Annotated in this window: 12 protein-coding genes, 1 tRNA gene and 1 pseudogene; 5 read left to right on the plus strand and 9 right to left on the minus strand. The window is 39.1% G+C overall.

The window, feature by feature from the left end:
• Window positions 1–87 precede the first annotated feature (87 nt).
• The 5 genes and pseudogenes from RMY32_RS10345 (at window position 88) to rnc (ending at window position 2,656) form a co-directional block, all read left to right on the plus strand.
• Complete coding sequence (locus tag RMY32_RS10345) at window positions 88–675, plus strand: Uma2 family endonuclease (RefSeq protein WP_322715051.1); 588 nt, start codon at window positions 88–90, stop codon at window positions 673–675.
• Between the two features lie 43 nt (window positions 676–718).
• Entirely contained in the window at window positions 719–919 is a 201-nt protein-coding gene (locus RMY32_RS10350) for a hypothetical protein (RefSeq protein WP_322715052.1), read from the plus strand.
• A gap of 102 nt (window positions 920–1,021) precedes the next feature.
• Window positions 1,022–1,327, plus strand: coding sequence for a hypothetical protein (locus tag RMY32_RS10355; RefSeq protein WP_322715053.1), 306 nt, complete (start codon window positions 1,022–1,024; stop codon window positions 1,325–1,327).
• 141 nt (window positions 1,328–1,468) lie between these two features.
• Window positions 1,469–1,840 (plus strand): annotated as a pseudogene (locus tag RMY32_RS10360) (Swt1 family HEPN domain-containing protein); the annotation flags it as partial.
• A 60-nt stretch (window positions 1,841–1,900) separates the two neighbouring features.
• On the plus strand, window positions 1,901–2,656 hold the full coding sequence (gene rnc, locus RMY32_RS10365; protein ID WP_409882681.1) for a ribonuclease III: 756 nt from the start codon (window positions 1,901–1,903) through the stop codon (window positions 2,654–2,656).
• Between the two features lie 151 nt (window positions 2,657–2,807).
• Here the strand turns inward: rnc and ftsH2 are convergent, their stop codons facing one another.
• The 9 genes from ftsH2 to RMY32_RS10410 form a co-directional block, all read right to left on the minus strand.
• Window positions 2,808–4,694: an ATP-dependent zinc metalloprotease FtsH2 gene (gene ftsH2, locus RMY32_RS10370; RefSeq protein ID WP_322715054.1), complete on the minus strand. Its 1,887-nt coding sequence runs from the start codon at window positions 4,692–4,694 to the stop codon at window positions 2,808–2,810.
• A 537-nt stretch (window positions 4,695–5,231) separates the two neighbouring features.
• Entirely contained in the window at window positions 5,232–5,726 is a 495-nt protein-coding gene (locus RMY32_RS10375) for a hypothetical protein (protein WP_322715055.1), read from the minus strand.
• A gap of 223 nt (window positions 5,727–5,949) precedes the next feature.
• Window positions 5,950–7,395: a glutamate--tRNA ligase gene (gltX, locus tag RMY32_RS10380; protein ID WP_322715056.1), complete on the minus strand. Its 1,446-nt coding sequence runs from the start codon at window positions 7,393–7,395 to the stop codon at window positions 5,950–5,952.
• Window positions 7,396–7,528: 133 nt separating this feature from the next.
• Window positions 7,529–7,602 (minus strand) — tRNA-Asp (locus tag RMY32_RS10385).
• 110 nt (window positions 7,603–7,712) lie between these two features.
• Complete coding sequence (locus RMY32_RS10390; protein ID WP_322715057.1) at window positions 7,713–9,227, minus strand: serine/threonine-protein kinase; 1,515 nt, start codon at window positions 9,225–9,227, stop codon at window positions 7,713–7,715.
• A 101-nt stretch (window positions 9,228–9,328) separates the two neighbouring features.
• Window positions 9,329–10,951, minus strand: a complete 1,623-nt coding sequence (locus tag RMY32_RS10395) for a serine/threonine-protein kinase (protein ID WP_322715058.1) — start codon at window positions 10,949–10,951, stop codon at window positions 9,329–9,331.
• A gap of 325 nt (window positions 10,952–11,276) precedes the next feature.
• Complete coding sequence (locus tag RMY32_RS10400) at window positions 11,277–12,461, minus strand: esterase-like activity of phytase family protein (RefSeq protein WP_322715065.1); 1,185 nt, start codon at window positions 12,459–12,461, stop codon at window positions 11,277–11,279.
• A gap of 210 nt (window positions 12,462–12,671) precedes the next feature.
• Window positions 12,672–14,132, minus strand: a complete 1,461-nt coding sequence (locus RMY32_RS10405) for a TM0106 family RecB-like putative nuclease (RefSeq protein ID WP_322715059.1) — start codon at window positions 14,130–14,132, stop codon at window positions 12,672–12,674.
• 240 nt (window positions 14,133–14,372) lie between these two features.
• Window positions 14,373–14,501 (minus strand): hypothetical protein, encoded by a 129-nt coding sequence (locus RMY32_RS10410; RefSeq protein ID WP_322715060.1) that lies wholly within the window; start codon window positions 14,499–14,501, stop codon window positions 14,373–14,375.
• Window positions 14,502–14,957: the final 456 nt, after the last annotated feature.

Raw genomic sequence — 14,957 nt, forward strand, 5'->3', positions numbered from 1 at the left:
GCTTTCTTAGCGAGTCTCGACCTTTAGCATACCAATTTCTGACACATTTAGAATAAGTATTATGGCAATGAGATCAAAGGTAAGGTTATGAGTATTGCTCAGGCTAAACGCTTCACACTGGATGAATACCACAAGCTTGGAGAATTGGGCTTTTTCCATGAAGATGACCACATTGAATTAATCAACGGGGAAATTATTGAAATGGCATCCAAAGGTACAGCCCATGAAACTTGTTTGCGAAACTTGTTGCGAGAACTTCCGAAAATTGTAGGTGATAGGGCAACTTTGCAATCTCAAGCTCCGATTGCTTTGCCACCGAATAGTGAACCTGAACCGGATTTTGCTATTCTTCAAAACCGAGATGATAATTATCTATCTGGTCATCCTAAACCTGCTGATGTGCTTTTGGTAATGGAGGTTTCAGATTCTTCTTTAGCTTATGACCAAGATGTTAAAATACCTCTCTATGCTAAAGCCGGTATTACTAATTATTGGATATTTAATTTTTTCGATAATTATTTGGAAGCTTACAGTGAACCATATCAGGATAATCAAGGCAGATATGGTTATTCAAATAAGCGAATTTTCTTATCAAATGAGATAATAACTTTTCCCTGCTTCCCTGATTTATCTCTTGATTTAGCTAAGGTGTTTCCGCCAAAGCTGAATTTTTAAACCTTGTTATAGGATTCAGTCATAAGACAAAGGAGTAAGTTTTATGGCTTATAGTGATTTTAAATTTATTGAAGTTATTGATTATTTTGGGTTAGTTATCCACGAGTCATCTGGGCTATTCGCAAATGTGCAGGAGCAAGAATGTAGCAATTTATTATCTACTCTTCTTAAGGAAAATATTGATTTAGCAGTAGCGATCGGTTCGGAAAAAGCTCGAAGTGAAATTATAATCAGTCCAATTTGATTAGAAATTAGACGCAAATTTAATTATGAAATAAGTTTGTTTTCTTGAGTTGATTTTACTGTTGATAGCCAGCGAGGATTAAACGGATTTTGTGATTTTATTTTGAGTCTTTCTTCGGAACAGTTGCTTGTACGAAGTCCGGTGGTTGTCCTAGTAGAAAGTAAAAATGAGAATCTGAGGTCTGGTTTAGCGCAATGTATTGCTGAAATGGTAGCTGCTCAATTATTTAACGAGAGAGGTGGAAATCAAATAAAAGCTATATATGGTGCTGTTACTATCGGTACTATCTGGCAATTTCTCAAGCTTGAAGGTAATGTGGTTTCGATTGATTTGAGTGAATATTATATTAAGGATATTAAGAAAATTTTAGGTATTTTGTATGGTGCGATCGCCCAAAGTAAACCGTAAGTTCTTTATAAACTCGAATATTATTTACACAACTGTTTCATTCTCTTGAAAACTCAAAACCCTCAATAATAAAGCTACACGAATTAAGTCCGCCTTTGCGGAACAAATACCAGAAAATCATTTGTAATATCAAATACTTCAATGGCTATTAGTAATCGCAACCGAATCGAGAGCGCTCTAATTTCTTTAAATCAGGGTCTATATCCCTATTTTGAACAGGAAATGCGAAAAGTTCATGGTGAGCGCTGGCTGAAAATAGCGACATCTATTCTATCCGATAACCAAAGTTTAAAGCGCAATCCAGAAGACATTCTGCGTGATGATATTTCTGAGTTACTAAAAGTAATAATTGGACAGTGGAATCAGGTTTTTAAAAGAAAACTGGGTCATGGTGAACGTGCCTTAGTTAGCGAACTCATTGAAGTTCGTAATAAATGGGCACATGAAATGAATGGAAAGCGTTTCTCTACTGATGATACCTATCGCGCACTTGATAGTATTGTTCGACTTCTCAAAGCTATTTCAGCATCAGAAGCAGATATTGTAGAAAAGCACAAGCAAGAAATTCTGCGAATGCTTTCTCCAAAGCAAGCTGAAGAAGCACGCATAAGAGAAAACTTAGATGAACTCCTAAAACAATTGCCCTTTCAAGATGCATCTCTCTTGCTTTGCGCACTCACTCATACATCCTATATGCATGAAAACCCTAATTCAGGTGAAGATAATGAACGACTGGAGTTTTTGGGTGATGCGTTACTAAATTTCCTGAGTGGCGAGTATCTATATCGTCGTTATCCAGACAAAAAAGAGGGCGAATTAACACCTTTACGTTCTCGATTAGTAGATAAACCGCAGTTAGCAAAGTTTGCTGTTAGTTTAGACTTGGGTCGATGGATGCGGCTAGGTAGGGGTGCAGCAAAAGATGGAGGACGAATACAATCTAGGTTGCTCAGTAACACTTTTGAAGCCATTATTGGTGCTTATTTTCTAGATTCTGGAGTTGATTCAGTCCGAGATTTTGTGGAACCATTGTTTGATTCAGCAATAGTTGAAAACTCACCTGTTCCTCATGAATCTGATAGCAACTCCAAGAATTTTGTAGACTCCAAAAATCGCTTTCAAGAATGGGTGCAACGCAGCGTTACTCCAACTCCTCCCAAATATTTCACAGAACAAATAGGAGGTTCTTCTCACGCACCAGAATTCATTGCAAAAGTATTGGTAGATGAAAAAATTTATGGCGAAGGTAACGGACGCAATAAAAGAGATGCAGAAAAAGCTGCTGCTGAAGATGCGCTAGCTAAGTTGAAAAAACAAGGTTTGTTATAGAGTTTATGGGTTCATAAATTTTGAGAATTTTAAAATTAGAAGCTTTCTAACACTGAAAAAACGCAAAAAAATGAGGATGGTATACGCCATCCTCATTTTACTTTTTGTTACTTTACTCATTTCCAGCTACTATCTGGAAATGAGTCAAATATTATAGTTGCGGTACGTACTGTTGCTTCTCAGGTACTTCAGTGTACTCAGCTACAATCTGGCGTAATTCTTCGCCGTCAATAGTTTCTTTTTCAATGAGCAAATCTACTAAGCGATCGGTGACAGTGCGATGGTCACGGATGATCTTCTTAGCATTGTCGTAGCACTGCTCAACAATTTCTTTGACTTGTCCATCGATGCGGGAAGCAATAGATTCAGAATACTCAGATCGGGTTGTCCAGTCACGACCCAAGAATACTTCTCCCTGCTGGCTTTCTAATGACAGTGGGCCTAAGTCGGACATCCCAAACCGAGTCACCATTTGCCGGGCCATTCCCGATAACTGCTGCAAGTCTCCACCAGCGCCAGTTGTGACTTCCGCAGCGCCAAAAATTACCTCTTCGGCGGCGCGACCACCCAAAGCACCAGTAATTCTCGCTTTCAGTTGAGAACGGGAAATTAACCCCTGTTCTTCATTGGGTGTAAACCAAGTTAAACCCTGTGCTTGTCCCCGTGGGATTAAAGTAACTTTCTGTACTGGGTCATGGTCTTTTAACAAAGTCCCCACTAAGGCGTGTCCAATTTCGTGGTAAGCAATTAAGCGCTTGCTCTTGCTGTCTACCAAAGGAGTACCTTCCATCCCTGCAACTACCCGATCCACCGCATCATCAATTTCGCGGAGGGTGATGGCTTCTTTGCGTCTTCTCGCAGTGAGAATTGCTGCTTCGTTGAGTAAGTTGGCTAAGTCAGCACCAGTAAATCCAGGAGTGCGGCGAGCGATCGCATCTAAAGATACGCTAGGGTCTAGTTTCTTATTTCGCGCATGGACTTGTAAGATTTCCAAACGCCCTTTGATATCGGGTGCATCAACTGTTACTTGGCGGTCAAAGCGACCAGGACGCAACAATGCTGAGTCTAGTACATCGGGACGGTTGGTAGCAGCAATAATAATGATGCCTGTGTTACCTTCAAACCCATCCATTTCGGTGAGCAATTGGTTGAGGGTTTGCTCTCTCTCGTCGTTACCGCCACCGATACCAGCGCCCCGTTGCCGTCCTACGGCGTCGATTTCATCGATGAAGATAATACAGGGGGCGTTGTCTTTAGCTTTCTTAAACAAGTCGCGGACGCGGGATGCACCCACACCAACAAACATTTCCACAAATTCCGAACCGGAAATACTGAAGAAAGGTACGCCTGCTTCACCTGCGATCGCTTTTGCGAGTAAAGTTTTACCAGTTCCAGGAGGCCCAACTAACAGCACTCCCTTAGGAATCCGTGCGCCCACAGCAGTAAATCTTTCTGGCTGCTTCAGGAAGGTGACGACTTCTTGTAGTTCTTCTTTAGCTTCTTCGATTCCGGCTACGTCGTCAAATTTGACGCCGGTTTTTGCCTCCATTTGGAAACGCGCTTTAGATTTGCCAAAGTTCATTGCTTGACCTGGGCCGCCGGGGAGGTTACTAGAACGCCGGAACAAAAAGAACAGCCCAGTAATCAATAAAACTGGAAAAATGAGATTGCCCAACAATCCCCAAATTGCGCCATCATTCCGCATGGGGTGAGCATCAAAACTAATGGCTTTCTCTTTGAGCTTGCTAATTAACTCAGGAGCGTTAATAGGCAAATCCACGCGCCACCTTTGGACATGATTTTCCAGGTCTGGATCGCGGGCTTCTATAATTGCTGTCCTACCGCCTTCGTAAAGATCCACACTGTTGACGCGATCACTGTCCAAGTATTCTAGAAAGCGACCGTAAGTCATGCGGGTATTAGCTGTATTCTTACTCATGTCAACAGGTGCGCCTGCAAACGCCCCTTGCCAGAAGAAAAAGCCAATTACCAAAGCCGGCAACGTCCAGAGTGCTACGACTTTCCAAGAGAATTTCATTTTAATTTGCCTCTAGATGCCTATACAACTCGTTAGCTCTAGTAACCTAAGTTCAATCACTCTGTCACTTTAAGCTGTTAAACGGATGTTTATAAATCCATTTTGTTTAATTCGATCTCTTAGATGCACTGCCATAAGGCAATTAGAGCATTATGGCGATGCCAACAAGAATCTTAATCAAAGTTAACTTAATTTTAATACAATATCGCACGAGAAAAGGGAGCGCAACGGGATGCAAAGACAGAGAAAATTTCTCCAGAATGCTCCTTGTATCGTTCAAGCCGCTCTCAATAATGATTGTGGAGACTGGGGACTGGGGAGACAAGGGGGAATTATTAGACTTCTTGGCATTTGTCGGGAAAAGGGGAAAGGGAAAGGGGGAAAGGTTTGTTATTTTCCCTTTCCCCTTTAACCTTTACCCTTTTCCCCTCTCTTGCAAAAAGCACTTTTGCTAGAGGTCTATTGAACAAGCCTCTCCTTTATCTCCCCCTCTTCCTTGTCTACCTTGTCTCTTCTCCATGCCCCATGCCCCATGCCCTACTTTACTTCTGTAATTTTTAGAGTGTAAGGAAGATACTTGCCTTTTTCGTAAGAACCAACCCAAATTTGGTAACTTCCAGCTAGCCATTCACCAACAATGCCAGCATTTTTGCCATCAAAATCGTCATTACACCAAGTACCACCGGGCCCTTTAATAATCATTGTGGTGTCTTCAGGACTTTGCACTTGCAACTTCAGGTAGTCAAATTTACTTGTTAACGCTAATGTGTGGTCTGGTGTTTCATCCACAAATCCAGTACAAGGGCCAGTAGCTGTTTCGCTTCTCCCACCTACTTGACTCCCAGATATTGAGCCACCACTCATCCCGCGAACTGTCAGAGGGTCTGGCGAAAACTGAGGGCTAATGGTGACATCTCCAAATATCGTTGGCGCTTCCTGAGCATCAACCGCAGCATTAACTGTTGATGTGATGAAGAGCGTAACTATCATGAACGATAATCTCATCCCTCTATTGAGCGCTTTTGTCGGCATTGTAATTACGTTCGCTTCTAAGTGTTTTTGAAGACATGAATTTTACACACCAAGTTCCCAACATGAGGATAATTGACTAACTATTTTAGATTTAGAATTGGGGATAATTCATTAGTAATTAGTCAATAATTTCTTGTTCTTATAGTTGCTCTACCTTATGGATAGGGGCACACAAACGTGCGCCCCTAAAATCTAAAATATTTCTAAAATCTGCAAGTAATCGCTACTTAGCTTCCGTTATAGCCCGACTCAAGCGCGGTTTATCTAAACCAATCTGATTTAGTAGTAACCAAGATTGGATTAAGTCGGGGCCATGAACATCTCCAGTTAAAGCTGCTCTAAGCGATCGCATCACTAAGCCTTTTTTGACTTTCTGCTCTTTGACAACTTGTTTAATAATCTCCTGGGCGGCGGCTTCTGACAGTTGCGGCTGATTTTCTAAAGCTGTGACAATCGCTTCTAGAACAGCAGTAGAACCTTCTTGCTTTAATTGTGTACTGCCTTCATCGCTAAATTCAACTGTGTCGTTAAAAAACAGTTGGCTTTGAGGTACTGCATCTACCAGGCGAGTCAAACTCTGGCTAATTAAAGTTACTAGCTGTTCTAACCAGGAGCGCTCGCGTCCACCATCAAATTTATAGCCAGCCGCTTCCCAAAAGGGGATGAGTAAATCTGTGAGTTTATCTACTGGCGTATTGTGGATATACTGACTGTTCAACCAATCCAGCTTGTCCCAGTCAAACTTTGCACCTGCTTTATTTACACGTTCAAAGCCAAATTCTTTAGCTGCTGTTTCTAAGGTAAATATTTCTTGTGTCGAGTCTGGTGGCGACCAACCCAGCAATGTCATGTAATTTACCAAGCCTTCAGCAGTAAAGCCCATTTTCTGAAATTCAGAAATGGAAGTGACGCCATCCCGCTTAGAAAGCTTGCGCCCTTCCATATTCAAAATCAACGGCGTGTGCGAAAACTCTGGAATTTTTGCACCCATCGCTTCATACAACAGAATTTGTTTGGCAGTGTTGGCGATGTGGTCTTCTCCCCGGATGACGTGGGTAATTTGCATATCGATGTCATCCACTACAACAACAAAGTTGTATAAAGGTTGACCGCTACCCTCTTCTGAGGCGCGGGCGATGACCATATCACCACCTAAATCACTACCTCGCCAAGACATTTTTCCCCTTACTAGGTCGTTCCAGACAATTTCCTGCTCGTCTTCGATTTTGAAACGAATTACAGAAGAACGACCTTCTGCTTCAAAAGCGGCGCGTTGTTCTGGGGTGAGGTTGCGGTGACGGTTGTCATAGCGAGGTGCTTCGCCTCGAGCTTTTTGGGCTTCTCGGAGCGCTTCTAATTCTTCAGAACTGGTGTAGCAGCGATAAGCTAATCCTCGCTCTAGCAATTTTTGCACTGCTTCTTTATAAATATCCAGGCGTTGGGATTGGAAAAATGGCCCTTCATCCCAGTTCAGTCCTAGCCAACGCAATCCTTCCAGAATATTGTCGGTGTATTCGGGACGCGATCGCTCTAAATCTGTATCTTCTATTCGCAGTATAAATTTACCGTCGTGGTGACGGGCAAATAACCAGTTGAATACAGCAGTTCTAGCTGTACCAATATGTAAATTTCCGGTTGGACTCGGCGCAATACGGACTCTAACAGTCACAGTTAATTCTCTCTTTCGCAAAGCATGATAAATGTAGCTTATATTTAAATCCTGAATCCTGAGTCAACCTCTTTGGGTAATTCAGAATCTAATATCACCTAAGTTAAGTGATTTGCTACTCATAAATTTAGAACGGGACTGACGGGGCTCGAACCCGCAACTTCCGCCGTGACAGGGCGGTGCTCTAACCAATTGAACTACAGTCCCTTGTTTGGCAACTTTGCTATTATCACTATTTTTTTTCTACTTGTCAAGTGTTTCGGAGTCAGGAATTAGTAATGATTTTTGTTGCGTATCTCCAAGATGCAAATTATACGTTAAACAGACCGCGATAACACAACCTGTGGCTCTGATTCCAGATGTTGCAATATTCGGGATTGCATTTGTTTATACTGCTGTTTCAATAGCTGTTTGCTCAATTGGGGTTGAGAAGTGGGTAGTAGCCTATGGCTTTGTTGCACCCAAGTTTTTAACATCTGCCGCTGAGTTGGCTCAATGCGACTGCTGAGAACCTTGATGCAGGAATGTGGTGCTTCCAGAGTAAAGAAAATCAAAGGATATTGTTCATTTTCAGCCAGTAAACTTACCATTCTGAGATTTTGGGGATTTTGCATATCTAAGTAGCACGGTAGCCACTTCGGAGCGAATTGTTGATTATAGAGTACAGTTACCCACAACAACATTGGGTGAGGGGATGTTACAAAGACAAACTGGTTATAACGGGTAGAAACCGCATAGTTTTTAATTTCTTGTTTAGATAACATCAACCATAGCGCTGTTATAGATCCTTGGGGAGTGTCTAGAAGCTGGGGAAAAACAATTTCTTGAATTGGTTTATTTTGAGGCCACAAAAGTTGCCGATAGCTTTGTTCTACAGTGATTGGTAATGCAGAATTTAAGGGAGACTTAAAGGTGAATTTTGTAGGTAAAGTAGGACAATTAGACTGTTCTAGACTGTTTAAAACTTGTAAAATTTCAGCGATATTTTGAGGGCGATCGCTTGCTTTTTTAGTCAAACAAGCCATAATTAAATTATTTAACTTCTGAGGTATTTTAATAGTAGGTTTAACATCTGCGATCGTTTTTGGTGCTTCAAAATGATGTGCTTTATACCAAGCGCCAAAGTAATCAGTTTCTGTTTGCCAAGGTTTTTTGCCTGTAAGCATCTCAAACATCATCACACCCAGACTATAAATATCAGAGCGACTATCTAATTTTTCTCCATCTAGCTGTTCTGGAGAACAGTAGGGTAAAGTGCCATTAAATCCGCTACTTGTACTAGCTGTTGATGCATAATTCAAAAATCTAGCAATACCAAAATCAAGAATTTTAACTAACTGGCCCAATATCGGATCGGGAATAACTAATATATTAGCGGGCTTGATATCTCGATGAACCAACGGACAAATTTTGCCATCAATGTTAATTCCTTGATGAGCACACTGTAAGCCCAAACAAATTTGGCGAGAGAGAGTCAAAAACATGGGCAGAGATAGCGGAATTAAATCCTTTAAACTCTTACCACATAAATATTCCATGACGTAGTATGGTTTTCCTTTCTCATTCACACCATAATCATACGCCCGCACTATATGTACGCTCTTTTGACTCAAGGCTGCACTCATTAAAGCTTCACGAGCAAAGTCTTGTTGCATTTTGGTATTAACAACAGTTTGAGTCAAAAACTTGATAGCAACTGGTATACCTCCTAACAAAACATCATTTGCTAAAAAAACTTCACCCATGCCACCGCTGCCAATTAATTGCTTGAGTTGATAACGATTGGCAAGCAAGCCCGTACTACTGGGAGATGTAAATAAGCTCTGATTCACTTTGTTCACCTTTGATGCTGAGTCCATTGAAAGTTAGCAATAAACACATAAAAATATTATTAGTTAATGGTGGCAAGGATTTTGATTTTACTAGCAAAATTTCAACGACGTAATAGCATTTTCAAAAACATTTCTAAAAATTTATTTATCCAAGTTTTTAAAACTTCTGTCTCAGATTTTTGATGTGTGGCTAAGTTTCGTAATATGTCTAACTTCAGCTTTTCGTACTCTGCTTTTAGAATATTTTTGGCTTGATCGGGCAAAATTAATTCATTTGACTGTTGACTCATATTTAACCAATCTAAAAGTTGCTGACGCTGTTTAGCCGTGAGATTTAAAGTCGTTACATGAGAGCAATGAGTTGGCTCTTCTAAGGGGAAAAATAGTAAATGATAGTAGCCTACTTCTGCTAAACTACGTGCTATATTTTGACTCTTGTTATCTTTTAAATCCAGAAAATAAGGTAGCCACTTAGTCGTAGAAGGTTGGGCGTCATATAGCACTGTTAACCACATTAGCATCGGATATACATTCATTTTACTAATAAATTCAGTACTATGTATTTTATCCAAAAATTTTGCAATCTCTTGTTTGGGCAACATTGCCCAAAAAGTTGGTATAGGTCTTTGAGAAGTCTGTAGTAAATGGGGAAAACCAATTGGTGCAATTGGTTTATTTTTAGGCCAATTTTTCTGCAAGCACTCTTTTTCTGATAGTAAAGTTGCGGGTACTAATTGAACTGGAAGCGAAACTTTAATAATGTCTGTGCTATTGCTAGGAATAATATTATTAACTTGAAGACTAACTTTTTCTAAATCTTCTAATATTTGGTTGATATTCTGAGGGCGATCGCTTACTTCTTTAGCTAAACAAGTCATTAATATTTTTTCTAATATTTCTGGTATTTTAACTTGCGGATTTACTTCTTCAACTGTAGGTGGCATTTGAAAGCGATGGGCTTGATACCAAGTACCAAAGGAGTTACTTTTTGTTTGAAATGGGTGTTTACCTGTCAGCATTTCAAACATTAATACTCCTAAACTATAAATATCAGAGCGGACATCTAGCAGTTTACGCCCTTCCATATGTTCCGGAGAACAGTAAGGCAAACTGCCAATAAAAGAATCTGTTAGTGTCATTCCACTTCGCTCTGTTAAAAACTTAGCAATACCAAAATCTAGGATTTTAACAATTTCACCTTTTTTACTATCTTCAGCAATAAATATATTTTCTGGTTTAATATCTCTATGAACAATAGGGTAAATCTCTCCTTTAAGACTAATACCTTGATGGGCACATTGTAAGCCAAAACAAATTTGATTACAAATTTCTAAAAACTTCGATATTGTTAAGGGCTGAATGTTCAGAATTTGTTTGAGATTTTTCCCTTGGAGACATTCCATTACATAAAATGGAGTTTTATCTTCAGTAACTCCATAACTTAAAATGCGAACAATATGTTTACTTTTGCGACCCAATTGAGCGCCAATAAAAATCTCTCTGGCAAAACGTTGGGACATTTGTTGGTTTGACAAACTAAGTGATAAGATTTTGATTGCGATCGGCATACCGCCTTTAGCAGTATCTTCTGCTAGATAAACTCTACCCATCCCCCCTTTGCCAATCAAATCTCTGATTAAATAGCGATTGTTTAAAAAATGTCCGATGTAATCGTCTATTTCTGCCTTTTGCCCTACCATACTATCAATTTTATTTTCTGGCATAAAAATCATTTATAAAAAATGTTATTGGCAAAATACTTTAATAAGTCTAGCTAATTATTAAATTTAAATCTAAGAGATGTCCGAATTTTGAGAAAATTAATTATATGCTGTAAATATGCTTAAGCCCTCTGCAAAAGCTACTAAACATTGTGTAACATATTTATTAAGGAGTACGGTTGAGAAATTACACGTAAACTATAAATCACCTAGATAAAGTTACCTAGTATATTCAGTGAATACACAGGAATAATCAGAAATAACTAAATAGCAGTCAAGTTGCAATGTTTATGACGGGCTGCGCCTAAGCACCTTTATCTATGTGCAATTAAAGCTTAAAATTTGGGAGTACCCGGCGTAATAATCTAATGAGGGGATTTTCAACTTTAAATTGAAAGGCTAGTATCTGGGTGCGTTGTAGGGAGTTAAAATTATTATCACTGATGAGAATTAATGATTGTTGACCATTCGGTAGTTTTGGACCAAGAGTTAAGCCTTCGATGTTGTCTAGCAGTACATCTAGTTTTCTCAAATCTAACAGCAGTTTTTTCTTAACTGGTTTAATATTTTTGGAGTCAACGGCTAAAAGACTATCAATATTATGAATATCATTGGCTTCTTCTAAGGAAACCTGAAACAGAGAAATAGCAAATCCTAAACCAGTAAAAGACCTTTCTAAACTTAATAAATGTCCTTGATTATCAAGAGCGAGTAAATCGGGTAATCCACTAGCGAATTTGCCAATTAGATTTAAAAATGGTGTAACTGGTTCAGTTTGGTAAAGAAATTCTTTTTCAGGTTGCTTGTTGAGCAAGTTGTATTGTAAAATTCTGCAAGAAGTACCAATATTAGGTTTCGCTACGACACCATCTTGAATTAGAGCATTTTCGGTGGCTGTAAATAGATGCTTATTATCGGGTGTGATGGTGAGGCTTTCAAAAGCCAAATTGTTGCGGATACCTTTTTGATTAGTTTTATCTGGTAAAAATTTGTTTGGTATAGAAAGTGTTGCAATTTCTCTGCCAGAAGATAGTGAGAACTCTTTAATAAAAGGATTAATTAATTTTGCAGCATCGCCTTCAGAAGATACAAACACAGTTGCTTTATTAGTTAATGCAATACCTTCTGTATCAGTTTCACCAGGACGAAATATTTGACCATTTTCATTTAATAATGTAGTAACGCTGACTGGAATAATTCCATCTTTTTCTAGCAAACCTTTGCTCAAATCGATTTTTAATGTGTAGAAACGAGCGGCAGCCTTTTGTCCCCGGTCATCTGAAATAGCGTAATAAAGGTTGTTTTTGGCATTATATGTAATTCCCGATAAACCTCCTACTTCAGTTTCTTTAAATATTAAACTTTTCTGTAAGGTTGCTTCTCCAATAAAATCTATACTACTAATTTCAACACTATTTGAAGAAAAGTTGGTGAATACAAAGCTAATAATTATAATTGGAATCAACAAGTAAATAATTCGTGGAAATACGAAGATTTTTTTAAAACTCTGCATAATTTTTATCAAATAAATATTTTTAGTAACAAACATTTATACATCCCTACAAATAATATCAATTAAATAAATAATTTAACAGATACAAACCTGAAAATTCCGACAAATCATGTTTTTTTAACTTGATGACAAGTCTGAGTAGGTGTTTCTTTTACTTAGACTTATCAAAAAGTATTTGAATTTGAAAACCTTTAAAAAATAATAAATTACTTAAGCTAATCGTAAATCATACTCACTTTGGAAAAAGTTGACAAGCCAATCTTTCACTTTATGGGTAGCGCGGCAGTCATCTTCGTTGTAGCGTTGGATAATTTCTAGTAAAGTGCGATCGCCTGTTTCTAACCATTTATCGTACCAGTAAATACACTTGGCACCACTGGCTTCTTTATCACGCCACTCAAATCCTATCCAACGAGCGATCGCTTTCAAGGCATAGCTTTCTACGGGCAATGCTACACTTTGGGTTAATTGTTCATACACATCCACAAATCGATTCAGTACAGGACGCACTAAAGAATGTGGAGTGCCGTAAAGTTTTGCCAACCGTTTGACTGTATCAAACTCGTAGACACAAAAATGATAAATTGGCGCTTCGGGATATTGCCAAACCAAATCCAAAAATTGCTGCCAAACTAATTCTTCGTCTTCTGGTTTATCAGCTAAAAATGAATAAAATTGTTCTGTATTAGTTTGTCTATTAACAACCAAAACCCCTAAAAGATAATCTAAATCTAAGTCTGGCTGGGCTTCAATATCAAAATAAATCTCTATAGGCGCTGTAAATGTAATATCTTCTGTTGGTAGTGGATATGGTAAAATCAACGGTCGTTTTTCTAGTGCAGATTGAGCTTGTACTACCAATTTGGGCGCTACTTCGGTGTCAAAACCAAGTAACTTTTCTAAGCTGCTGGGACTGGTGTTAACAAGAGATTCCAGTGTGGTAATGTCTAAGGCTTGGAGTTGAGTGTAGCGAAGGGGTGTTACACCTGGTAGTAGTGAGAGATGTTTTTCAGATTGAGCGATCGCATAACATTGAGTATACCAATGGCAAAAATTGCACTTTTGGCGAGAAATAAATACCTCTGGCGGATTCGGTGACTTTAATACTTGAATAAACTCTTCCAAAATCTGCTGCATCCGTGGTGTCCATTTGCACAGATCCACTGCATAATTTGTATTTTTAGTTCGCAATATGAGCAAAGCTGTTTCAGGTGCAACTCCCTGCACTGTTGCCAACACTTGGGCATGAAATGCAGCGACAACTTGATATTCTTGTTTAGGGCGCTTACCCAGTTCAATACTAGCTGGGACGTAGATCCAATCTCCAAAATTTGATTGTCCCGGCTGTTTCACAAGTAAATCTGGACGACTTAGCAGGGTGTCTGCTTCCGAATAAGTTGCTAACAGTACTCCTTTATAGATGTACTCAACCCCACGCTGCATCAATTCTAAAGTTCCTTTCTCTCCCTTTTCCCAGTTTCCATAAGAATAATCTGGTTGGTAATAAGTCATCTGTGCCAAAGCACTCAACTGATGAGCGATTTTGTCCTGTTGCAGTTTCCGTAGCAACTCATTGGGAGCATCGCGCTGACTTTTGTCACCGTGGATATCTAGAAAAGGTCGGCGTTTACAGCGTTGGTATTGCAGTAGGAGTTCGGCATTGATTAGCATCCTTTTAAGTTAACAAGAATTAGCAGAATCTGGGAGTAACTGTGACAATTAAAATCTGGAAGTGGCGATAGCTTCTCTGCAAGACGCTTGGCGTAGCTTGCTTTCCCGTAGGGATACGGTGCGCTACACTAATGCGTCCACGCTTAATTTGCCGTTTATTTTATACTGTCAACAGCTAGAGCGTTTGCTTTTCTGCCAAATTACAACTCAAAGAGAGTAAAAATCACAGTTTGTCCATTATTACAAGGTTACATAACAATACAACATCAGCCGCTTCTCATCTGTAAACGTGTTACACAACGATCGCACGAGCGATCGCAAAACTCTCCTCTGATCTTGACGATTAATTTGACTGCAAAACGATTGCATAATTATCGACTCAGTCAGGCGGATTCAGTCAGGTGTAAAACTTTATTCTGCTAGAGGAGGCAGTACGAGTGGTTAAAACTGCGATTGTCTAAACGATATTTTTTAATAAAACTGTTTTGATTTAAGTAAAAATAGTAAGAGTGAAAATGATGTGGAAATAATTTCTAAGTTGTGCTTAGTACAATGTCTAACCTAGTAATGAAAAGTTCGTAGTAAACACTAAAGTGCTTACTAAGAACTTGTTGACCTTACTAATTTAAACTTAACAGACTATAGCAATCCTATTTGATTTGTGAGAATTTTGGTGTTGACTGTCCTAATACCAATTCTATGTGAGGCTGCATAGAACTGTAGAATAAAGGGCGGGAAAGAATCAAAACTAGAAGTAAACAATGGCACGTCCTTTCAATCTAGAAATATCGGAGAGTGCTGAGTATTTGTCCAAAAGTCTTAGCA

This window comes from Nostoc sp. ChiSLP03a (assembly GCF_034531215.2).
Lineage (GTDB): Bacteria > Cyanobacteriota > Cyanobacteriia > Cyanobacteriales > Nostocaceae > Nostoc.